22 protein-coding genes and 1 pseudogene are annotated in these 22,581 nt (G+C 60.3%); 11 read left to right on the top strand and 12 right to left on the bottom strand.

The genetic code is table 11. The features are described from left to right. Positions 1-89: 89 nt before the first annotated feature. Positions 90-488 carry a DUF1801 domain-containing protein gene (locus B060_RS0107310; protein WP_018081118.1) on the bottom strand — a complete coding sequence of 133 codons (399 nt, stop codon included), beginning with the start codon at positions 486-488 and terminating at the stop codon, positions 90-92. Positions 489-786: 298 nt separating this feature from the next. Between B060_RS0107310 and B060_RS0107305 the strand changes: the two genes are divergently transcribed. Both B060_RS0107305 and B060_RS0107300 read left to right on the top strand, forming a co-directional pair. Then, positions 787-1,176 (top strand): hypothetical protein, encoded by a 390-nt coding sequence (locus B060_RS0107305; RefSeq protein ID WP_018081117.1) that lies wholly within the window; start codon positions 787-789, stop codon positions 1,174-1,176. Between the two features lie 68 nt (positions 1,177-1,244). Then, complete coding sequence (locus B060_RS0107300; protein ID WP_018081116.1) at positions 1,245-1,610, top strand: hypothetical protein; 366 nt, start codon at positions 1,245-1,247, stop codon at positions 1,608-1,610. Here the strand turns inward: B060_RS0107300 and B060_RS0107295 are convergent. Continuing rightward, positions 1,607-2,173 (bottom strand): hydrolase, encoded by a 567-nt coding sequence (locus tag B060_RS0107295; RefSeq protein ID WP_018081115.1) that lies wholly within the window; start codon positions 2,171-2,173, stop codon positions 1,607-1,609. The genes B060_RS0107300 and B060_RS0107295 overlap by 4 nt on opposite strands. Positions 2,174-2,182: 9 nt before the next feature. After that, positions 2,183-2,743, bottom strand: coding sequence for a superoxide dismutase[Cu-Zn] (gene sodC / locus B060_RS0107290; protein WP_018081114.1), 561 nt, complete (start codon positions 2,741-2,743; stop codon positions 2,183-2,185). A gap of 209 nt (positions 2,744-2,952) precedes the next feature. On the opposite strand from sodC, the gene B060_RS0107285 reads away from it, so the two are divergent. The 6 genes from B060_RS0107285 (at position 2,953) to B060_RS0107260 (ending at position 12,667) form a co-directional block, all read left to right on the top strand. Further along, positions 2,953-4,953 carry a DUF885 domain-containing protein gene (locus B060_RS0107285; protein WP_023447242.1) on the top strand — a complete coding sequence of 667 codons (2,001 nt, stop codon included), beginning with the start codon at positions 2,953-2,955 and terminating at the stop codon, positions 4,951-4,953. Between the two features lie 98 nt (positions 4,954-5,051). After that, positions 5,052-6,848, top strand: coding sequence for a DUF885 domain-containing protein (locus tag B060_RS0107280; protein ID WP_018081113.1), 1,797 nt, complete (start codon positions 5,052-5,054; stop codon positions 6,846-6,848). A 170-nt stretch (positions 6,849-7,018) separates the two neighbouring features. Then, the gene (locus B060_RS0107275) at positions 7,019-7,492 is read left to right on the top strand and encodes a VOC family protein (protein WP_018081112.1); all 474 of its coding nucleotides are present in this window, start codon (positions 7,019-7,021) and stop codon (positions 7,490-7,492) included. A gap of 216 nt (positions 7,493-7,708) precedes the next feature. After that, positions 7,709-8,794 (top strand): recombinase RecA, encoded by a 1,086-nt coding sequence (recA, locus tag B060_RS0107270; RefSeq protein WP_031220123.1) that lies wholly within the window; start codon positions 7,709-7,711, stop codon positions 8,792-8,794. Positions 8,795-9,066: 272 nt separating this feature from the next. Then, positions 9,067-11,703, top strand: a complete 2,637-nt coding sequence (gene alaS, locus B060_RS0107265) for an alanine--tRNA ligase (RefSeq protein WP_026172675.1) — start codon at positions 9,067-9,069, stop codon at positions 11,701-11,703. A gap of 178 nt (positions 11,704-11,881) precedes the next feature. Then, positions 11,882-12,667 (top strand): glucose 1-dehydrogenase, encoded by a 786-nt coding sequence (locus tag B060_RS0107260; RefSeq protein WP_018081109.1) that lies wholly within the window; start codon positions 11,882-11,884, stop codon positions 12,665-12,667. On the opposite strand, the gene B060_RS0107255 is transcribed toward B060_RS0107260, so the two are convergent. The 8 genes and pseudogenes from B060_RS0107255 to B060_RS0107225 all read right to left on the bottom strand — a co-directional run bounded on the left by B060_RS0107255 (position 12,668) and on the right by B060_RS0107225 (position 20,645). Next, positions 12,668-13,594, bottom strand: a complete 927-nt coding sequence (locus B060_RS0107255) for an AEC family transporter (RefSeq protein ID WP_018081108.1) — start codon at positions 13,592-13,594, stop codon at positions 12,668-12,670. Positions 13,595-13,759: 165 nt separating this feature from the next. Beyond that, on the bottom strand, positions 13,760-14,380 hold the full coding sequence (locus B060_RS24015) for a DUF2939 domain-containing protein (protein ID WP_157405624.1): 621 nt from the start codon (positions 14,378-14,380) through the stop codon (positions 13,760-13,762). Between the two features lie 310 nt (positions 14,381-14,690). Beyond that, entirely contained in the window at positions 14,691-15,770 is a 1,080-nt protein-coding gene (locus B060_RS0107245) for an SGNH/GDSL hydrolase family protein (protein ID WP_023447243.1), read from the bottom strand. 192 nt (positions 15,771-15,962) lie between these two features. Further along, the gene (locus B060_RS0107240) at positions 15,963-17,030 is read right to left on the bottom strand and encodes a zinc-binding metallopeptidase family protein (RefSeq protein ID WP_018081105.1); all 1,068 of its coding nucleotides are present in this window, start codon (positions 17,028-17,030) and stop codon (positions 15,963-15,965) included. A gap of 3 nt (positions 17,031-17,033) precedes the next feature. Then, a complete protein-coding gene (locus tag B060_RS0107235) occupies positions 17,034-18,119 on the bottom strand; it encodes an SGNH/GDSL hydrolase family protein (protein WP_018081104.1) in 1,086 nt (361 codons plus the stop codon). Between the two features lies 1 nt (position 18,120). Next, complete coding sequence (locus B060_RS27970) at positions 18,121-18,798, bottom strand: SGNH/GDSL hydrolase family protein (protein WP_157405623.1); 678 nt, start codon at positions 18,796-18,798, stop codon at positions 18,121-18,123. A 36-nt stretch (positions 18,799-18,834) separates the two neighbouring features. Continuing rightward, a pseudogene (locus B060_RS28410) lies at positions 18,835-19,164 on the bottom strand (hypothetical protein); the annotation flags it as partial. Positions 19,165-19,430: 266 nt separating this feature from the next. Further along, positions 19,431-20,645, bottom strand: coding sequence for an NADP-dependent isocitrate dehydrogenase (locus tag B060_RS0107225; protein WP_018081102.1), 1,215 nt, complete (start codon positions 20,643-20,645; stop codon positions 19,431-19,433). Positions 20,646-20,813: 168 nt separating this feature from the next. Between B060_RS0107225 and B060_RS0107220 the strand changes: the two genes are divergently transcribed. The 3 genes from B060_RS0107220 (at position 20,814) to B060_RS28205 (ending at position 21,802) form a co-directional block, all read left to right on the top strand. Next, positions 20,814-21,119, top strand: a complete 306-nt coding sequence (locus tag B060_RS0107220; RefSeq protein ID WP_018081101.1) for a type II toxin-antitoxin system RelE/ParE family toxin — start codon at positions 20,814-20,816, stop codon at positions 21,117-21,119. Further along, positions 21,116-21,412 (top strand): addiction module antidote protein, encoded by a 297-nt coding sequence (locus B060_RS0107215; protein WP_018081100.1) that lies wholly within the window; start codon positions 21,116-21,118, stop codon positions 21,410-21,412. The genes B060_RS0107220 and B060_RS0107215 overlap by 4 nt, the downstream gene beginning before the upstream one ends. Positions 21,413-21,679: 267 nt before the next feature. Beyond that, positions 21,680-21,802 carry a hypothetical protein gene (locus tag B060_RS28205; protein WP_018081098.1) on the top strand — a complete coding sequence of 41 codons (123 nt, stop codon included), beginning with the start codon at positions 21,680-21,682 and terminating at the stop codon, positions 21,800-21,802. A 270-nt stretch (positions 21,803-22,072) separates the two neighbouring features. Here B060_RS28205 and B060_RS24010 read toward each other — a convergent pair whose 3' ends face one another. After that, complete coding sequence (locus tag B060_RS24010) at positions 22,073-22,465, bottom strand: transposase (RefSeq protein ID WP_157405622.1); 393 nt, start codon at positions 22,463-22,465, stop codon at positions 22,073-22,075. Between the last annotated feature and the right edge of the window lie 116 nt (positions 22,466-22,581).

Here is a 22,581-nt window from a genome sequence, read left to right as displayed (position 1 = left end):
GCCGTGCAGCGCGCGCCATAGCTTTTCCGGCGGATGGGGAAAGTCGCGTTCGATGACGACGCAGCGGGTTTCGGTTTCGGTTTCTGGGATCAGGCTTTCGCCTTTTGACGGTTCAGCGCGATGGCGGCCTTGATCAGCGCCTTGAACGCCTCGGCATCGATCGTATCGCCCTCCCGGACATCGATAGCGCGGCGGGTGGCGCCTTCCAGGCTGGCATTGAACAGGCCGGCGGGATCGGGCAGGGACGCGCCCTTGGGGAAGGTGGTCTTGACAGCGGCCTTGTAGGTCTCCCCGGTGCAGATGATGCCGTCGTGTGACCAGACGGGGATGTTCCACTTCCACTCTTCGATGACGTCCGGATCGGCCTCCCTGATCAGGGCGCGCAGGTGCGCAAGGGTTACGCCGCGCCAGTCAGCATACGCCTGGATGGTTTCGTCGATAAGCTGGGAGGCGGGGATGCCCGCGGTGGCTTTAAGAGGCTTTTTCATGGGGGCTTTCTCAGATCTTTTCGCCGGTCATGGGTCCATCCGTTTCAGCAGGTCTTCGAGGCTATCGAGGCGCTTTTCCCTCTCTGCAGCCTCAAGACAGATTTACTGACAATCGGATAATTGCAAGGGGCATTTAAAGCTGTGTATTTTTATGGGCTATCGCAAGCGTGGAAGGGTCCGGCGGAGATTGCGCGTGTTTTCTTTTTGTTCCACCCCTTGACACTTATCCACATGCGGAACATATTGAGAACATCAACGAGGCCTTCGCCCGGAGGCCTTCATGCCAAGGAATGTTCCTATGCTGGATACCAAGCTCTATGCCTGTCCGCCGCAAGTGAAAGACCTGCCGCGCGATACGAAGATCGGTGTCACCTGCAGAAGCTGCGGGCGGCATTGGGGGGAAAGTGTGCAAGGTCTGATCGATAACCATCTCGGTGTCGAATTTGTCGACCTGCTGGAATGGAAATATCGCTGCACCGATGACGCCTGCGGCGGCATGGTGCGGATGGCCTTCAATGGCCAGGCCGCGGTCGTGCCGCAGGCGCCGCCGCGCGTCACCCTGCTGGGGCGTCCGAAGGTGACCGAGCGGTTGGCCTATCCGGTCAAGGCCGTGGTCAAGGCGCGCCATTATGAGGCGCCGGTGATTCCGGCGGCGAAACGGCAATTGTCCCTGCCGTTAGGCGCATAAGTTCCACATTGAGCCTTTAGGTTTAGCGGCGCTATGATGCGCGTATGACAACTGTTCAGAAGACCAAAATGTCGAAACCCAAATCTTCAGGCGCTGCCCTGCGCGTCATGGCCGCCGGCATTTTCGCCGCCATTCCGGCCATCGCCCTGCCGGTCTATATCGACCATCTGTACCGCGTCCGTCCAACGGTGACGCGCATCGCCGAAGGCTTTATCCAGCCGCATTTCCGTGATGGCGTCGGTTCTTATTTCACCCGTGGCGATGAAATGGTCATCCGTGGCCTGTCCTTCTGGCTGATGGCCGCGATCATTCTGTTCATGTTCATGGCGGGGCATATGATGCGCCGCCGTCTCAAGATCATGTTGCGCCCGCCGCGCGATCCGGAACCGGTTGTGACCGAAGACGCCGACACCACACCGGCGAATCCGGCCTAAACCAGCTCCACGTCAGCGCTTTGCACCACGCGGGCAATGCGGGGGAAAATGTATTTGAACGATGCCGCGTGGGCTTCGGTCGCGTTGGTGGTGCAGACGTCTTCCGCGACGACCAGACTGTAATTGCGCTCCCAGGCGTCACGCGCGGTGGATTCAACGCCGATATTGCTGGCAATCCCGCCAAGGACGAGCGTCCTGATGCCGCGCCGTGTCAGGTGCAGATCAAGATCGGTGCCGTGAAAGGCGCCCCAGTTGCGTTTGTGGATGACGATATCGCCCGCCTGCTTCAAGCCGCCGGCAAAATCACTCCAGCCTTCGGGCAGACCATCAGTAGGCAGTTGCGCCGGCTCATCGACCGGTTGCCTCAACGCGTCGCTGTAATCTTTCGCCCAGTGAACATGGACCATAAAGACGGGAGAGCCAGCGGCGCGAAAGCGCCCGGCCAGCGTTTTGGCGCGGTTCACCACGTCTTCGCTGGCATAGGGCAGGCGGCCCGGTCCGGCGATCCCCTTTTGCAGGTCGATCAGCACCAGGGCCGTGGTGGCGATATCAAGCTTGAGCATGGCAGGCGGTTACTGGATAACCGCACACGCCACGCGCACGCCGGCGCCGCCAATGGGTTGCGTGGTGTAATCGTCGGGCAGGGCGTGGATGACCACGGACGAACCGTCAGCGTCCATCAGGGCGGGACGGCTATCGACTGACTTGGCGGTGACCAGCGAAGAATAGATCTCGGCGGTGGCGGTGCCATCGCTGCCCGCGAAGATGTTGGTCAGATCGCCGGCGTCGTTGGCGGCGCCATTGAGCAGGCCATGATTAACCGGGGTCGCGTTATGGACGTGGCCGCCGGCCGAGGCGAATTTCTCGTCGCTGCAAGACCCCTTTTCATGGAAGTGGATGGCGTGCCAGCCGGGCGTCAGGCCCTTGGCCTCCACGCGCAGGATGACGCCATTGGGTGCGGGCTTGATCGTGATGGTGCCCAGATCGGCGCCACCATTGCCGGCCAGCTTGCCGCTGAGGGGGGGCGTGGCGGGCAGGGGGGCAGCAGCCGGTGCCGGCGTTTGCGCCATAGCCGGCATGGCACAGAGAGCAAGAACGGCCGCAAGTACGGAGGCGTGTGTGAGATGGGACATGGGAGGTTCCTGAATAGCATGCCTGAAATAATGAGAATCGTTCTTAACGACGAAACATGGCCCTGCAAAGGCGCGATTATAAAGAAGAGATCAGAATCGCGTGAACGATGTGCAGCGAGAGGATGACAAACTATTCACCTGCACCCCGTTGCAGACGTGACAAGTTCGTCCTAGGTTCGCATCGCAAAAAAAGCATAAGTGGGTTTGTGATGATTGATCGCCGTTTTCTTGTCGGTGCCCTGGGCGCCTTGCTCGGCCTGACCGCCTCCGAGGCGCTGGCCGCGAAAAAGAAGAAGCCGGCGGCGAAGAAGACGACGAAATCCAGCAAGAAGACTAAGGCCTCGACCAAGAAAACCAAGGGCAAGGCCAGCAAGAAGACCGCCGCCCCCGCCAGGCCGAAGCCGGTTGAGCCGCCCCCGCCGCCGCCGGTGCCCGATGTCACGCCGCCCGAACTGGCGGCCGCGCTTAAGTCGGCCTTTGACGCCATCCTGCACGACATGCTCATGGCCTCGCCGGCCCTGGCCACCTATGCCGGGCTCGACAAGGGCCCGTATGCCGGTCTGAAATCAAAGCTCGATGACCGCAGCGAGGCCAGCAAGGCCGCGACGGTGACGCGCCTCAAGCGTTCGGTCGATCGCCTGAACGCCCTGTCGCGCGAGCAGATGGCGGCGGCGGACCGCGTCAATTACGATACCGTGCTGTGGGACCTGAGCAACCAACTGGCGCTGGCGCGCAATTTCAATTTCGGCGACAGTGCGCCTTCGGGCGGGCTGTGGAGCGGCGGCTTCCCCAATCCCTACCTGATCAGCCAGTTATCGGGCGCTTACCAGTATATCCCCGACTTCCTCGACAGCCAGCACACGATCGAGTCCGCCGCCGACGCGCACGCCTATCTCAGCCGGCTTTCGGCCTTTGCCGTGGTGCTCGATCAGGAAACGGCGCGCATCCGCGCCGATTTCGCCCGCAGCGTGGTACCGCCCGATTTCATCCTGACCGTCACGATCAAGCAACTGACGGCCTTGCGCGATGTCGACCCGCTGACTTCGGCCCTGATTACGTCTCTGGTGACGCGCACCGCCGCCAAGGGCATCACGGCAGTTTCTGGGGGCGACTGGCAAACGCAGGCCACCGCGCTTGTCACCGGCCCGGTGAAAGAAGCGCTCAGCCGTCAGATCGATACCCTGGTGGCGCAGCAGGCCGTGGCGAAGCATGACGCCGGCGTGCGCAATCTGAGCAATGGCGAGGCCTATTACGCGAGTTGCATCAAGCTCAACACCTCGACCAGCCTGAGCGCGCGCGATATCCATCGGCTGGGGCTGCAAAAGGTCAGCGAGATCACCGCCGAGCTGGACGGCCGTTTCCGCGCGCTGGGCCGTGCTCAGGGCTCGGTCAACGACCGGATGCAGGCCATGTACAAAGATCCGCAGTATCTTTATCCGAACGACGAGGCAGGCAAGGCGAAGCTACTGGCCGATCTCAATGCTAAGGTGAAGACCATTCAGGCGCGGCTGCCGCAGTGGTTTGGCGTGCTGCCGAAGACGCAGGTGCAGGTCAAGCGCGTGCCGGTGGCAACCGAGGCCGGTGCGCCGGGCGGCTATTACAGTCCGGGCACGCTCGATGGTTCGCGGCCGGGCATGTATTACATCAATCTGCGCGATATCTCGGAACTGCCGAGCTGGACGCTGCCGACCCTGACCTATCACGAGGCCATTCCCGGCCACCATTTGCAGGGCACCATCCAGCAGGAAACCCAAGGCCTGCCGCCTTTGCGCAAGCTGTCCAGCTTCAACGCCTATGTCGAGGGCTGGGCGCTCTATGCCGAGCAACTGGCCGGCGAGATGGGTATGTATGACGCCGATCCGGCCGGCCGCATCGGTTACCTGCACGACGCCCTGTTCCGCGCCGTGCGACTGGTGGTCGATACCGGCATGCACGCGCAGGGCTGGAGCCGCGAACAGGCGATCACCTATATGGTCGAGACCGCCGGCAAGGCGCGCGGCGAGGCGACGGCGGAGATCGAGCGCTATTGCGTTTGGCCCGGTCAGGCGCTGGGCTACATGGTCGGCAAGATCGAGTGGCTGCGCCTGCGCGATGCCGCCAAGGCGAAACCGGGCTTCGATATCAAGCGCTTCCACGATACCGGCCTTCTGTGCGGCGCGGTGCCGCTGGATGTTCTGGCCGATGTTTATGAGGCCGCGGATTTGATTTAACCCTTCCGGGGCGCCCTTCGTCCCGGCAAGCACAAGTGTGCGCCCGAGCCTTTGCGAGGAGCCCTCGGCGCCTGAGAGAAAAGAAAAGGAAAAATGCCATGATCAATCGTCGTCATCTGCTGGTGGGCGGCTCGGCCCTGACCGCCGTTGCGGTCACCGCCTGCGCCAAGCCGGCGCCCAAGCCCGACCTTAACGCCACCTTCCAGTCGATCTATGACGAACTGGTCGACAATTCGCCGATGCTGGCCACCACGCTCGGCCTCGACAAGGACAAGCGCGCCGGCCTCAAGGCGAAGCTCGATCCCTCGACGCCGGCCGAGCGCGCCCGCCAGCAGGCCTTTATCGAAAAGGCCTTGGCCTCGCTGAAGGCCATCGACCGCGAAAAGCTGACCGGCATGGATCGCATCAATTACGACACCGTGGTCTGGGACTATTCGCAGAGCCTGAACGGCTTCAAGAGCTTCGATTTCGGTTCCTTCGGCTATCCGGCGCCCTATGTGCTTTCGCAACTGAGCGGCGCCTATCAGAGCGTGCCCGACTTCCTCGACAGCCAGCACAGCATAGAGACCAAGGCCGACGCCGACGCTTACCTCTCGCGTCTGACCGGCTATGCCGTGCTGCTCGATCAGGAAACCGAGCGCTTCAAGGCCGACGTCGCCAAGGGCGTGATCCCGCCCGATTTCGCCCTGCAAAAGGCCCTGACGCAACTGAAGGGCCAGCGCAACACCAAGGCCGCCGACAGCGTGCTGGTGGCCTCGATCACGCGCCGCACCAAGGAAAAGGCGATTGCGGGAGACTGGAACGCCACCGCCACCAAGACCTATGAGGGCGAGGTGGTGCCGGCGCTCGATCGTCAGATCGCGGCCATCGAAGCGGCCCTGCCCAAGGCGACGCACGACGCCGGTATCTGGCATATTCCGGGCGGCGAGGCCTATTACACCTTCGGCGCGCGCGGCGGCACCTCGACCGACATGACGCCGGATGCGATCCACCAGATCGGCCTCGACAAGGTGAAAGAGATCAGCGCCGAGATGGATGCCATCATGAAGGCGCAGGGCATGACCAAGGGCACGACGGGCGAACGCCTAGCCGCCATGGCCAAGGATCCGAAGTTCATCTACCCCAATACCGACGCTGGCAAGGACAAGCTGCTGGCCGATCTCAACAAACAGATCGACGTCGTCTTCGCCAAGCTGCCGCAGTTCTTCGGCACCCTGCCGACCTCGAAGGTGACGGTGAAGCGTGTGCCCAAGGCGACCGAACTGGGCGCGCCAGGCGGCTATTACCAAAGCGCCTCGCTCGACGGCAAGCGCCCTGGCGCCTATTACATCAACCTGCGCAACACCGCCGAGGTGCCGAGCTGGACCCTGCCGACCCTGACCTATCACGAGGCTATCCCCGGTCACCACATGCAGATCTCGATTCAGCAGGAGAACAAGAACCTGCCGGAACTGCGCAAGATTTCGGGCTTCAACGCCTATATCGAAGGGTGGGCGCTCTATTCGGAGCAACTGGCCGGCACCGACATGGACATGTATGCCACCGATCCGTTCGGCGAGATCGGCTATCTGCATGACGCCTTGTTCCGCGCCTGCCGCCTCGTGGTCGATACCGGCATGCACCACAAGAAGTGGAGCCGCGAGCAGGCGATGGACTACATGAACACCTATCTCGGCGATTCGAATGAAACCGAGATCGAGCGTTACGCCGTCTGGCCCGGTCAGGCGCTGGGCTATATGATCGGCAAGATCAAGTGGCTGGAACTGCGTGAAAAATCAAAGGCCAAGCTTGGCGCGGCCTTCGATATCAAAAAGTTCCACGATACCGGCCTTCTGGCGGGCGCCGTGCCGCTGGCGGTGCTGGAACAGGTCTATACGGACGCTGGCCAGATCTAGGTTAGACCAGACCCGCTTTGACAGGAGTCGTGCAGCATCAGCCTTAGGGTTGGTGCTGCTTTTTTGTGGCAGGTGTGCCCTCCGGCATCGGAATTGACAGATTCTGACTGTGAGCCGATAGTTGCCCTAGGGGTAGCGGGGCCTATTATATAACAACCCGAGGACACGCCATGAACAAGAACACGATTTGCCTGTGGTACAACAAGGACGCGGAAGCCGCCGCGCGCTTTTACGCCGAGACCTTTCCCGACAGCGCGGTGGGCGCCGTGCACCGCGCGCCGTCCGATTTTCCCGGCGGCAAGGCGGGCGACGTCCTGACCGTCGAATTCACCGTCTGCGGCATCCCGTGCCTGGGGCTCAATGGCGGCGACGTGTTCCATCAGACCGAGGCCTTTTCCTTCGCCATCGCCACCGACGATCAGGAAGAGACCGACCGATACTGGAACGCCATTGTGGGCAATGGCGGCCAGGAAAGCGCCTGCGGTTGGTGCAAGGACAGATGGGGGCTGTCGTGGCAGATCACCCCGCGTGCGTTTACTGAAGCCATGGCAAAAGGCGGCGATGTGGCCAGGCGCGCTTTTGAGGCCATGATGCAGATGGGCAAGATCGACGTCGCCAAAATCGAGGCGGCGGTGAGGGGGTAGGCAGGCCGGGCGCCGACCCGGCGGCCTTGGCTGTAAGTTTTTTTATCGCGCAAACCCAGACGACAAAACGGTTCTCGGCAAGCGGAAGAAGAGATCGCAAAAAAGACGATGAGAACATATTGCGAACCTGGAACAAATGAGGTACATCGTGGTTTGGTCAGAACGATTTAAAAGAAACACCCGGTGGCGGGAATCGTGACATAGGAGGGTTTGGTTATGTCATCTCAAGCGGTATTGAAATTGGTCGGTAAAAACGAAGCTGAAAAGCAACGCGCCCTCGAAGCGGCGCTGGCGCAGATTGATCGCGCCTTTGGCAAGGGGTCGGTCATGACCCTGGGCAAGAACGGCAAGATCGCGGATATCGAAGCGGTCTCCACCGGCTCGCTGGGTCTCGATATGGCGCTGGGTATCGGCGGCCTGCCGAAGGGTCGCGTCATTGAAATCTATGGTCCGGAATCGTCGGGCAAGACGACGCTGGCCCTGCACACCGTGGCCGAAATCCAGAAGCAGGGCGGCACGGCCGCGTTTGTCGATGCGGAGCACGCGCTCGATCCGAGCTATGCGCAGCGTCTGGGCGTCAATCTCGATGACCTGCTCGTCTCGCAGCCGGATAACGGCGAACAGGCGCTGGAAATCACCGACACGCTGGTCCGTTCGGGCGCCGTCGATATCGTGGTCATCGATTCGGTGGCCGCCTTGACACCGCGCGCGGAAATCGAAGGCGACATGGGCGACAGCCTGCCCGGTCTGCAAGCCCGTCTGATGTCGCAGGCCCTGCGCAAGCTGACCGGCTCGATCTCCAAGTCGAAGTGCATTGTCATCTTCATCAACCAGATCCGCATGAAGATCGGCGTGATGTACGGCTCGCCGGAAACGACGACGGGCGGCAACGCGCTGAAATTCTACGCCTCGGTGCGTCTCGATATCCGGCGCACCGGCGCCATCAAGGTGCGCGACGAGAACATCGGCAACAGCGTCAAGGTCAAGGTGGTCAAGAACAAGATCGCGCCGCCGTTCCGCGAAGTCGAGTTTGACATCATGTTCGGTCAGGGCATCTCCAAGATCGGTGAGATCATCGATCTGGGCGTCAAGGCTGGCCTCGTCGAGAAGTCGGGATCCTGGTACTCCTACAACTCGACCCGCATCGGTCAGGGCCGCGATAACGCTCGCGACTTCCTGAAAGCCAATCCGGAAATGTGCAACGAGATCGAAAAGGGCATCCGCAACAAGTCGGTGGTCCTGGCCGAGGAACTGCTGGGCACGCCAGAGCCGGACGCCAACGAAGGCGACGAGTCGCTGTAAACTCAAGATTACGTGTGTGATCTGGCAAGGGCGACGCTTGCGGCGCTTGAGCAAAACAACATGATCGGGCCGGACCGGCTCCAAACCTCCGGTCCACCGGCCTGATCAGGAAAAGACGCCCCGCAACGGGCGTCTTTTTTGTTTGTTGCAGGAACAGATGCCACAGAGCGGCAAAAAGATAGCCTTAGCGGTGCAAAGGTCTTTGCGCTTGTTGTGAAGCCCCTCTATATACAACCTCTTATTTGCCCATCTACCTCGAACTGAAGCAGACCATGCCGTCCTTAAATCAGATACGTCAGACCTTCCTCGATTACTTTGCCAAGCAGGGCCACGAGGTCGTTTCGTCCTCCTCGCTCGTGCCGCACAACGACCCGACCCTGATGTTCACCAATGCGGGCATGGTGCAGTTCAAGAACGTCTTTACCGGTGCGGAAACGCGGCCCTACAATCGCGCCACCACGTCGCAGAAATGCGTGCGGGCCGGCGGCAAGCATAACGACCTGGATAATGTCGGCTATACCGCTCGCCACCACACCTTCTTCGAGATGCTCGGCAACTTCTCCTTCGGCAACTACTTCAAGGCCGAAGCGATCGAGTTCGCCTGGAACCTGATGACTAAGGACTATGGTCTCGACAAGAACCGCCTGATGGCGACCGTCTATATCGATGACGATGAAGCCTTCGACCTGTGGAAGAAGATCGCCGGCCTGCCGGAATCGAAGATCGCCCGCATCGCCGGTTCGGATAACTTCTGGTCGATGGGCGATACCGGCCCGTGCGGCCCGTGCACCGAAATCTTCTACGACCACGGCGATCATATCTGGGGCGGCCCTCCGGGCACGCCGGAAGAAGATGGCGACCGTTTCGTCGAAATCTGGAACCTCGTCTTCATGCAGTTCGACCAGTCGGCCGACGGCACGCGCGTCAGCCTGCCCAAGCCGTCGATCGATACCGGCATGGGCCTTGAGCGCGTCGCCGCGGTTCTGCAGGGCGTGCACAACAATTACGACATCGACCTGTTCCAGACCCTGATCAAGGCCAGTGTCGAGGCCACCGGCGTCAAGGCTGAGGGCGACAACCTGCCGTCGCACCGCGTCATCGCAGATCACCTGCGCTCGTCGTCCTTCCTGATCGCCGATGGCGTCACACCGTCGAACGAAGGCCGCGGCTACGTTCTGCGCCGCATCATGCGCCGCGCCATGCGCCACGCCTATCTGCTGGGCGCGCAGGAGCCGCTGCTGCACAAGCTGGCACCGACGCTCGTCGCGGAAATGGGTGGCCACTACGGCGAACTGAAACGCGCCGAGGCCAGCATCATCGATACCTTGCGCCAGGAGGAAGAACGCTTCCGCCGCACGCTTGGCCGCGGCATGACCCTGCTCGACGAAGCGACGCGCGACCTCAAGGACGGCGACGTCATGAACGGCGAAACCGCCTTCAAGCTTTACGACACCTACGGCTTCCCGCTCGACCTGACGCAGGACGCCATTCGCGGCAAGGGGCTGACCGTCGATACGGCCGGTTTCGACACCGCCATGGAAGCGCAAAAGACGCGCGGCCGCGAAAACTGGACCGGCTCCGGCGAAAAGGCCCAGTCGGCGGAATGGTTCACCATTAAGGACGCCATCGGCGCTTCGGACTTCGTCGGTTACGATCACCTGAACGCCCAGGCGCACGTGCAGGCACTGCTGCTCAATGGCGAGCAGGTCGGCGAAGCCATGGCAGGCGATACGGTCGAGGCGGTTTTTGAAAAGACGCCGTTTTATCCCGAAGGCGGCGGCCAGGCCGGCGATACCGGCGCGGTCGAGCTTCTGCATGGCCAGGGCGTCATCAAGGACACCTATCGTCAGGCCGGCGAGCTCATCGTCCACCTGCTTGAGATCACCGAAGGCACGCTCAAGCTCGGCGACAAGGTCGAGCTCAGGGTCGATGCCGAAAAGCGCCACACCACGCGCTCGAACCACTCGGCCGCGCACCTGCTGCACGCCGCGCTCAAGCACGTTCTGGGCGCGCACGTCGCGCAAAAGGGCCAGCTGGTCGATGCCGACCGCATGCGTTTCGACTTCAGCCACGGCGCGCCGCTGAGCGATGCCGAGATCGAACGCATCGAGGACGAGGTCAACGCGGTCATCCTGCAAAATCAGGCGGCGGCCACCAAGCTGATGTCGCCGGAAAAGGCTATCGAAGCCGGCGCCGTGGCGCTGTTCGGTGAGAAGTACGGCGAGGAAGTGCGCGTGCTGGCGCTCGGTCATGCGCTCGAAGGCGAGGGTGACTATTCGGTCGAACTGTGCGGCGGCACCCACGTGTCGCGCACCGGCGATATCGCCCTGTTCAAGATCATTTCCGAAGGCGGCGTGGCGGCGGGCATTCGCCGCATCGAGGCCTATACCGGTGAATCGGCGCGTCAGTTCCTGCTCGATCAGGCGGGCGTGGCCACGGCTCTGGCCGATCAGTTCAAGGTGCCGGTCCATCAGGTCGGCGCCCGCGTCGAAGCCCTGATCGCAGAGCGCAAGCGCCTCGAAAAGGAACTGTCCGAAGCCAAACGCGCACTCGCGGTTGGCGGTGGCGGCGCGGCCTCCGGGCCGGAAGAGATCAACGGCACCAAGGTGATCGCCCGCGTGCTGGATGGCGTCGGCGGCAAGGATCTGCGTCCGCTGGCCGAGGATTTCAAGAAATCGATCGGCAGCGGCATCGTGGCGCTGGTCGGCAAGCTCGATGGCAAGGCGGCGGTCACCGTGGCGGTAACGCCTGACCTGACCGGCAAATATAACGCTACCGAGCTGGCCAAGGCGGCCGTGATCGCCATGGGTGGGCAAGGGGCGGGCGGCAAGGCCGATTTCGCCCAGGGCGGCGCGCCGGATGAAAGCCAGGCCGATGCGGGCATCGCAGCGGTCAAGGCGCTGATCTAGTTCGCATTCCGATCTGATGGGATCAGATCGGCGCTCTTAGTTTTTTGTGTTTACGCGCTTTTTGATCCGAAAAGTGCGTCACACTTTTCGGAAAGCGCTCCAGCGGCTATCTGGCGCATGGCGCCCTTATGTTCCATGCTATAACCCTGCATCTTCTTTTCAGCTGCAGGGTTTTTCTATGAACAGACTATCGGGCAAGACGGCATTGATCACCGGTGCGGCCAGCGGCATCGGCGCGGCCATAGCTGCGGCCTTCGCTGCCGAGGGCGCCTATGTTGTCATCAGCGATATCAATGTGGAAAAAGGCGAGGCCGCCGCCCGGGCGCTGGGGGACAAGGGCGGCTTTATGGCGCACGATGTCACCGACGAGGCGCAGTGGGCGGCGGTGATGGCCGCTATCGTGTCAGAACGCGGCGGGCTCGATATTCTGGTCAATAATGCCGGCATCACCGGCACCGAGGGCGGGCATCCGCACGATCCGGAACACGCCAGTCTGGAGGATTGGCGCAAGGTCATGGCCATCAATCTCGACAGCGTGTTCCTGGGATGCAAGCACGCGATCCAGGCCATGCGCGCGGTCGGCAAGGGCGGCTCGATCATCAATATGTCGTCGCGGTCGGGGCTTGTGGGCGTGCCGAAAACCGCCGCCTATGCCGCCAGCAAGGCCGCCATCCGCAATCACAGCAAGTCGGTGGCGCTCTATTGCGCCGAGCAAAATCTCGGAATCCGCTGCAATTCGCTCTATCCGGCCTCGATCCGCACGCCGATGTGGGATGGCATGATCGATGGCGCGGCCGATGAAAAGCGGATGCTCGATAATATGCCGCTGCATCGTTTTGGCCGGCCGGATGAGGTGGCGGCGGTGGCGATCCTGCTGGCATCGGATGAGGCGACCTATATCACGGGGTCGGAATTCAATATCGACGGCGGTATCCTGGCCGGGACATCGACCTCGCCGAAGTAGTCATATTCCATGCGTTAGAATCAGCGCCAGCGCCGACAGGGTAAACAGGCTGATCAGGGTCGATTGTGCCACCGTCTTGGCGGCGCCTTCAAACCACAGGCCGTACATTTTGGTCTGGATGAAGACGCTGACGGCGGTGGGCGTGGCCGCGAGGAAGACGCAGACGCGCAAGGTCAGCGGATCGACGCGGAGCAGGCTGAGCACCAGCGCGACGAGGGCGGGCGCCAGCAGGATCTTGCCGATGATGGCGATGGCGCTGGTGATATCCGGGCGGACGAGATTGGTGGCGGGCATCAAGGCCAGCATGCCGCCCAGCGCCACGAGCGCGACCGGCGGGCCGGACCTGCCGAGGATATCGAGCGCATTGTCTATCGCCGGCGGGAAGTGAAAACCGATCAGCATGCAGGCGACGCCGGTCAGGGCACCGATCACGGTCGGGTTTTTGGCGGTGTGGGCGAGCGCGGCCCGGAAGGTCTTGCCCGAGGCCTTGGCCAGTCCGGCGCAACCGATGCTGAACAGGATGAGGAAATCGGCGGCCACGACCAGCGGCCCGATGCGCGAAACTTCCGGCCCGAACAGGCTGAGCGCAATGGGGATGCCGAGAAAAGCGGAATTGTTGATGAAGCCGGCCATGCCGGCGGCGATGGAGTCGTCTTTGCGGCTTTTGAAAAGGCGGGTGGCAAGAACGACGATCGCGCCGGTTAGTACCATGGCGGCGAGATAGCCAAGGATCGGCGTGGCCATGGTGGGGGCGACATGCGGCAGGCGGGAAAAGCTGATCATCAGCCAGCACGGAAAGGCCAGCCAGTAGAAATAGGCGGACAGGCCGTCCAGCCCCTGCGCGTTGAGGCGCTTGAGCTTCACCAGCAAGGCGCCAAGGCCGATAAAGGCGAAGAAGACGAGGACGCGGCCTAAGGTATCAATCATGTCGGCCTCATGTCTGGTCTCGCTCCGATGGTCTGCAAAGCATCATCTTTAGAGCTTCCGTTGCTCACGTACTTGAGTACGCTGCGCTACGGGTCTCGAAAGCTAATCCTTTTCGACTCACCGGAGCCGCCCATCCATAAGGCCTTGGCTACCTTATGCCTAGGGTTAACCGGCCGGATTGGCCTTCATGGCTTCGCTTTCGGCGGTGGGCAGGCCGATATGGACCAGTTCCCAATGGGTCAGGCCGTGGCGCTCGAAGGTGAAGGTGGTGGTGCCGTGGATCTCGTCGGTGACGGTCAGGCGGGCGCGTTCGAGACTGAAAAACGCCACCTTGGGCGAGGGCGGCTTGCCCTCGAAAGCTGACGGCTCAAAGGTGTTGGCGTCTTTCGCTTCGCCATAGGTCAGGCCGAGGATCGCCTTGGGCGTCAGGTAAGAATTGACGTCGATCACCGGCCTGGCGGGTGCTTTGACCGCATTGGGGTTGACCATGTCATTGATGGCCTTGCCGACGGAATCGGCGACATTTTTGAAGGCGCTGCCGGTGGCGCCGACCGGATCATTGAGCGCGCTGGGGGCGGGAGCGGCCAGCCCCTTGTCGCCGGCATCGAGCTGGGCTTTTAGGCTGATGCGCACGGTGTCGAAATCGATCAGTTTGGCCAGGGCGTCGATATCCTGGCTCTGGCAGGAACTGCGGACATCGGCGAAGGAAATGATCGGCGCGGCATAGAACAGACCGGCGCAACCCGCGACGATGAGGACCAGCAACAGGCTTAGAATTCTCGACACAGTACATTTCCCCCTGGAGACCGTATGAAACAAGGTTAACACGCCAATCTAGGCTTGTCGCCCCTTTGCGGTGAATTGACGCGCAGGTGTGGCGCGGCTGCCGATATTGGAAGATAGTTTGGACCACGGATAAAGGCACGGATGCCGCTTCGCGGCGACACGGATAAGGCACGGATAGGTATTTTATGACGGCTTTGCCGTCCTTAAGGTCTATCGCTCAGCGTTGAGCTTTGAAATTTATTATGAAATCCGTGCCTTATCCGTGTCGATGACCGCAGGTCATCATCTGTGCCTTATCCGTGTCAGAGCCTTACTTGCCTTGCCAGAGTTGCGGGTGCGCTTCGAGATATTTGATGTAGATATCGGCGGCCCGCGCGTCCGAGCGGGTATTGGGGTGACTGTTGCAGCCGGTGTAGTCGAGCACCGGCAGGGTGATGCGGTCAATCTTGGTATCACCGCCTGAGGTCATGGCGTTAAACACCGCATCAGTGCCGCTGATATAGCCTTCCGGTTCGCCTTCCAGCGTGGTGAGCAGGATAAAGGCGTTTGGGTTTCGGGCGCGGAGGGTTTTGACGAAGGCGGTGTAGGTTTTCACATAGTCGGCGCGGAGATTGGCCTCATTGCCCCAGGGTTCATCGGGACGCACCGGCGTGGAAAAGTCATTGCTGCCGATACCGACCACAATGACCTGTGGGTGCCAGTCGGGCTGGTGGGCGGGCGTCGGGTCATCGAAGAGCGCGCGTTCATAGAGCATCGGCATATGGTATTTCGGATGCTCGCGGCCGTCGTAATTGCGCACCATGCCAAGACCCGAAAAGGCGTTGATCTGGTAATCAGCGTCGAAATGCCTGGCGGTGAGGACGCCAAAGCCCTGCTGGCTGTCGGTGGTCTCGAAGATTTCCTCGGGCGTACACTGGGTAAAGGCTGAGGTATTGCCATAGCCGACGGTCAGTGAGTCACCGATGAACTCGATCTGGCGGGCGCGGTCGGGCGGGGGTAACAGCGGGCTTGGCTGATCGATCGTGTCGAACCCGACGAAACGACCTGTCAGATATTGGGTTTCTGATCGCTTTTCGAGGCGGATCGTATGTTCGCCGTCGCCCAACTTACCTAGCTCTACGACCTTGCTGCCTGGTTTTTGCAAAATCATCAACGGCTTGCCATCGACAATAACATTGAAGTTGCTGTTCTCATTGTCGAAAAGCAATTTTACGGACGGCCCTGTGAAACGCGATTCGAAATAAACGGCAGGCCATTGATGAACATTATCGGCTGTGACCCGCCCGCCAATGGTCATAGGCAGGAGATAAGCCATCTGTGCAGTGGTTGTCGCGTGTGCGGCGAACGGAGATGTAGCCAGCGCCCCGGCCAGTAAAATCGATTTCCACATGGTTTCTCCCTTTTTTTAGCGATAGTGGTGGCTATCAGGCAAGAAAGCAAGAAACCCCACCACCAACGCGCCTATTTGGGGTGCGCTACCGCTTCGCTGTTTGAGCGCGGGGCGCGTCGGTCCCCCTCCCCGAACAAGCCGGGGAGGTATAAAAAGCAGACCCATTCATGAGCGGGGAGGTATTAAGAGAGGCTAGATCTGTCTGGTCAGCAGGCTGTGGACATAGGCCAGTTTGCCCTTGATCACCGGGGTCAGGATAAAGGGATAAAGATCGCGCTCGCCCATCGAATGGTGGATGGTGTTGAGCGCCAGGCTGAGCGGTATCCACACCTCGGCGATGCGCTCAAAATCGAGCACCGAATAGGGGTCGAAGTTCGCGTGCGCCGCCAGGAAATCATGTGACATGGGCGCCAGCGCTATGCCGAACATGTGCGCCGTCTCCAGTGAATCGATGATATGCAGCACATGGGCGAAGCACTCGGCGAAATCCTCCCACGGATGGGTGGTGGCGTAATAGCTGATATAGCTGGAACCCCAGCCGGGCCTAGGCCCCCGCGCGTAATGATGCTTCAGCGCCTCGTCGTAATCGACGCTCTCGTCACCGAAAACGGCGCGGAAACTCTCGGTCTTGCCGGCATCGCGCACCATCTTGTTCCAGATGAAGTGGCCGGTCTCGTGGCGGAAGTGACCGAGCAGGGTGCGGTAGGGCTCGTTCATCATGGCGCGCTGCTGTTCGCGCGTCGGGTCGTCGGCCTCGGCGGTGCGGATGACGATATGGCCCTCATCGTGGCCGATCAGCACCGGCTGGCACGAGCCATCCGGATTGATCTTGTCGTCTTTCAGATCGAAGCGAAGCCCGCCGATCGGGTCTTCCTTGCGCGAGGGACGCGGCAGATCCCAGCGCAGGAACGAATAGAACAGGTGGCGCTGGGCGTCGGAGATGGCGCGCCAGCGGCGCAGGCCCTCCCTGCTTTTCGCATTGGGCACTAAGCCATTGTAACGGCAGGCGGTGCAAAACGTTTCGTCGCTGTCATCGCGCACCAGCCAGTTGCAGACATCGAAAGCGGCGTTCGGGCAGAAGCGATAGACGAATTGCTGCTGATCGACGCGGCGCCAGCGATCAGCATGGTTGGCGTCGGGCTGCATGGCGTGCAGGCTGATTTCTTCGCAGACGAAGCCCAGGCGTAAACCGCATTTGAGGCAGGACCGGTTCTCGAAATAGATCGAATTTCCGCAGTTATCGCAGCGAAAAAGTTTCATGCTTTATTTGTTGTCCCATATCTCCGGCCGGGCCTCAAGGAAACCGATCAGGCTGTTCGCCACCTGAGTATCGTCCGCCGTGGTCGGGTGCCAGTTGCACCCGCCAAAACTTAGGCCGTTCATGGGTAAGAAATCGATGCGGCTCTCACCCGATGCGCGCAAGGCGGTGAGTACCTTTTTAACCTCGGACTGGATCTCGCCATTGGCCTGATCGGTGGCCATCAGGATGAAATAGGCTCCGGGATATTGGGCGCGCAGGGACTGCACGAACGCGACATAGGTCTGCTCGTAATCGCTGTGCAGTTCGTCGCGCGTGGTCCACACCTCGCCGCCATGCAGGGGCGTGGTGAAATCGTTGGTGCCGAGGCCGATGACGACGACCTGCGGGTTCCAGCTCTCGGATGTGTCCTTGATGTCGGGGGTGACGGTATAGGCATAGGCTTGCGGCAGGGGCAGGCCTTCGCCGCCATTGTAGTTGCGCACGATGCCGCGGCCGGAAATGGCGTTGACGCGGTAATCGGCCTTGAAATGTTTGGCGGTGACCGGCCCGAAGGCGGCCTGGGTGTTGGTGGTGGCCCAGACCTGATCGCCGGTGCAGGTGCGGGTGGAGGAGGTGTTGCCGTAGCCTACGGTATAGCTGTCGCCGATGAACTCGATGCGGCGCGGTGATGGCAGCGGCGCGGGACGGACATTATTAGCATCGGCCACGAACAGGCCGGTGAACTGCGCCGAGCTTGAGGCCGACTCGGTCAGCTTCTCGATGCGGATGGTGTGTTCGGTATCGGCGAAGGGGCCCAGCACGATATCGCCTTCGCCGGGGCGATTGACGGTCTGCACCTTCTGGCCATCGACATAGACATTGAGGATATTGGTCTGGTCGTTCAGGCGCAGTGATATCTCCTTGCCCTTGAAGCGGGCCTCGAAATAGGTGCCCGGCCACTGGTGGACGTAGCCCTGAGCCGGATCGGCGCTAACGGTCGCCACGCGGCCGCCGATATGCAACGGCAGGGGATAACCGATCGGCGTTCCGGCCTGAGCGGTCGTGGCCAGAAGCGTGCCGGCGAGCAGGAGAGCATTGAAAAGACGCATATTACTTGCCTTGTCTGAGGTCTGGCCAGAGTTCGGGATGGGCATCGAAATAAGCGATCAGGGTTTGGCTGATCTTGCGGTCATCGTCGGTATCGGGGTGATGATCGCAGGCGTTCTTGGTGAAGCCGGTGATTTCCAGCACATCCACCCTGGTCTCGCCCGCGGCCCTCAGGCGGTCGCGTACAGTGGTGATTTGCGGCGTAGTGGCCGGATCGTAGGAGATCAGCAGGACGGACGCATCCGGGTTTTTCGTGCGCAGGGATTTGACGAAATTGACATAAGTTGCTTCGTAATCCGCGATCAGTTCAGCCTCAGTCTTCCACTTTTCGCCGGCATGGAGGGGCGTGGAGAAATCGTTGGTGCCGAGCGCGATGACGATGACCTGCGGCTGCCAGGTGGGGTCGTGATATTCGGTCTTGCCGTCGAAGAGAGCATAGGGGTAGAGGTCGGGTAGGGTGTCGCCGGCAAAGCCATTATAGTTACGTACGATGCCGCGGCCGGAATAGGCGTTAACTTGGACCTTAGCCCAAATGGCATCTGCGGTAAGCACGGCGAAGCTCTTGCCGGTGTCAGTTGTCGCATCCAATTCTTCTGCGGTGCAGGAACGTTTGCTAGAAGTATTACCGTAACCGACCGTATAGGAATCGCCAATAAATTCGATACTTTTGGAAGGTGACATTGATGGTGGGCCGGACGAGGCCCCGTGAGCATATATTGCGATCAGGCGGGAAACGGAATCCTGCGTTTCATTGAATCGCGTCAGACTCACAGAGTGCTCATCACCGCCACGCGGATTCTCCGGCACGTCTTTTATATGAATCCGACTGGCACCGGGGTGACTCAGTGTGGTTGCTATATTACCGTCGATATAGACATTCAATCGGCCCTTGGAATCATCAATATCTATCCAAATTTCCGAACCTGTGAAATGAGAAGAGAAGGTAACCAAAGGCCACGAATAGGCTATAGCGCCACTTTTTTCATGCGCCACACGGCCGAAGGTATCAACGCTAAGCGGCACTGTATCAAGCGGCGGTGTATGCATTAAGGTCTGTGAGCTGATGGTTTCCGCATGTGCGCTGCCGGCGAGTATCATACCCGATAATAAAGCCGCTGTGAATCGCATGGTCTTCCCCTGTATTTTAGTGGACTATTTCAGTTCGGTTCACAGGCGTCAACGCGCGTTTTTTTGACACGCCCTGCGCTGCCAACCGGCCAGCAGACGTCAGGGTGGATGTCGCGGTTGTCGCCTCGACATAAAAAAAGCCGCCGGAATGAACCGACGGCTTTTCTGTCTCGTTTGGCCTGGGCTTAGGCGGCCAGCGCCTTGGTCAGGTTTTCGCTGATCTTGTCGAGGAAGCCCTCGGTGGTCAGCCAGCCTTGCGACGGGCCGACGAGCAGCGCCAGATCCTTGGTCATGAAGCCGGCTTCGACCGTATCGACGCAGACCTTTTCCAGGGTTTCGGCGAACTTGGTCAGCTCGGCATTGCCGTCGAGCTTGGCGCGGTGCTTCAGGCCTTGTGTCCAGGCGAAGATCGAGGCCATCGAATTGGTCGAGGTGGCTTCACCCTTCTGGTGCTGGCGGAAGTGGCGCGTCACGGTGCCGTGGGCGGCTTCGGCTTCCATGATCTTGCCGTCGGGCGTGACCAGGGCCGAGGTCATCAGGCCGAGCGAGCCATAGCCTTGCGCCACGGTGTCGGACTGGACGTCGCCGTCATAGTTCTTACAGGCCCAGAGGTAACCGCCCGACCACTTGAGCGCCGCGGCGACCATGTCGTCGATCAGGCGGTGCTCGTAGTGCAGGCCGGCGGCCTTGAACTTGTCTTCGTATTCGGCGGCGTAGATTTCGGCGAAGATGTCCTTGAAGCGGCCGTCATAGGCTTTCAGGATGGTGTTCTTGGTCGACAGATAGACCGGATAGCCGCGCGACAGGCCGTAAGCGAAGCAGGCATGGGCGAAATCGCGGATCGAGTCGTCGAGGTTGTACATGCCCATGGCCACGCCGGCGCTGGGGAACTTGAAGACCTCAAAGTCCATTTCCTTGCCGTCGTCACCGACGAACTTCATGGTCAGTTTACCGGGGCCGGGGACGAGGAAATCGGTGGCCTTGTACTGGTCGCCGAAGGCATGGCGGCCAACGACGATCGGCTGGGTCCAGCCGGGAACGAGGCGCGGCACGTTCTTGCAGATGATCGGCTCACGGAAAACAACGCCGCCCAGGATGTTGCGGATGGTGCCGTTGGGCGACTTCCACATCTTCTTCAGGCTGAATTCCTTCACGCGGGCTTCGTCAGGCGTGATAGTGGCGCACTTGACGCCGACGCCGCAGGCCTTGATGGCTTCGGCGGCATCGATGGTGACCTGATCGTCGGTCGCGTCGCGGTTTTCCATGCCGAGATCGAAATATTGCAGGTCGATATCGAGATAGGGGTGGATCAGCTTGTCCTTGATCCACTGCCAGATGATGCGGGTCATTTCGTCGCCGTCGATATCGACAACCGGGTTCGCCACCTTGATTTTAGCCATTACAGAATCCTTTTCCAAACGGGAGCTGGCGGCAGGACACACAGGGTCGGAGCCGTCGCTAACGGCAGGTGCTATAAACGAATTATCTGGCGGCGCAAATAGCTCAAATTTCGCCTGTGGGGACTTGCAAGATTGTATCCAATTGGATACTGTAAGGATGGGGGACGCATGAATATACTTATCCGATCATCCGATTTCGACAAATGGCTGCACGGGCTTACGGATATGACAGCCAGACTGCGTATTGTGGCGCGTCTCGACTCCGCGCGTTTTGGTAATTTCGGTGACTGTGCGCCTGTCGGTGAAGGTGTTTCTGAAATGCGTGTTCATACAGGACCCGGCTATAGAGTCTATTTTGTCCGTGATGGTGCAACGGTTTATGTGCTGCTGATCGGCGGCGATAAATCGTCTCAAAAGAAAGACATAGCGCGTGCCAAACTTATGGCGCGTGAGCTTAAGGAGAAGAAAGCATGACGACCTACGCGCCCTTTGATGCGGTCGATTACCTCGATAGTGAAGACGCCATTGCCGAGTATCTGTCGGCCGCGGCGGAAGACCCCAATCCTGATGTCTTTCTTTTTGCCCTGAACAATGTGGCCAGAGCGCGCGGCATGGCCAATGTAGCCAAGGCGTCCGGTCTGGGGCGCGAAAGTCTGTATAAGGCGCTGAGCGTGGGGGCGCATCCGCGTCACGAGACGATCACCGCTATTTTGCGAGCTGTCGGCGTCAGGCTGGCCATCGTGACGGATCAGAAAGCGGCGTCGTGATGCTGAAGACGAAATGTGTGTCTAACCGACAATATATCCGTCTTGAAGGCATGTAGGCAAAAAGCCTCGTAATGCCTTTAGTGAACCTGACGATTGGTAATATTTATGAGGCGGCTCTCGAAAAAGATATGATCCGCGTATGGGGTGATTATGGTGAAGATTATTTGTATCCATTGGATATGTTTCAGATTTTAGATTGAAACCTATGAACCCTTAATTGGCCCGCACCTTGCAATGACATCTTCAAATATTACAGAGGGTGCCGAAATGACCGGGTTAACATACGAAGTCCGCAACCGCCGCGATTGGGTCGATACCGCTCGCGCCATAGCGCTCCTGCCGTTGGCGCTGGTTCTGCTGGTGTTTCTGGCGATCCGCGAACGCTGGTAAGACGCCTGCGCCGGATACGACATGCTTCTGTAACGGGCCACTTAAAGTCAATCCCTTTTGAGCCATTTCCGATCGCCGGCTTCGTGCTTCTGTCCGCAGTCATCTCTGAGAGCGCTGCTTGATGGTGTAGGAAAAAGGCTCGGCCGACCAATCTTTAGGTCGCAGTCCTATTCGGCTGCGAGCGGACGTGCGGTCTGACCGATCCTCGCGTCCCGGCGAAGGGACCTGGCTCAGGCCGAGGATGGTAGAGCGGCCTGAGGGTGTAATATGTCAGGCCATGGCAGCCCTTTCTGTTTGGGTAGCCGCAAAGTCCTGCCCATTGCGGAGCATGGCATGCATGATGACGCCGAGCTTCCTGGCCAAGGCGACCTTGGCCTTTTTTAGGCCCGAGCGCGTGGCAATCGCTGTCGCCCACGCTTTCAGGCGTATGGCTTTGCTGGGCCGGATCATGATTGTGTTCGCCGCCTCGTAAAGAGCTGTGCGTACGCTGGCATCCCCCGTCTTTGAGATGCGGCCGGTGTAGTCTGTTTCTCCTGACTGATACTTTCGCGGGGTCAGTCCGAAGTGTGGACCAATGTCGCGTGACNAGGAGAACCGCTCGGCTTGGTCGATAGCAGATACAAAAGTCAGCGAGGTTANNGGGCCGACGCCGGGTATGGTCATCAGTCGACACNTTCGCTGGTCGGCCTTTGCCATAGCTAGAACCTTTCGATGGAGAAGGTTGAACTGCTCCAGAAGGGCCTGTCGGGCGTCGAGTATTGACCTGGCGATCTGCGTCA

It is taken from the genome of Asticcacaulis benevestitus DSM 16100 = ATCC BAA-896 (assembly GCF_000376105.1).
Classification (GTDB): Bacteria; Pseudomonadota; Alphaproteobacteria; order Caulobacterales; family Caulobacteraceae; genus Asticcacaulis; species Asticcacaulis benevestitus.
This window is presented reverse-complemented; position numbering and strand designations above follow the sequence as displayed.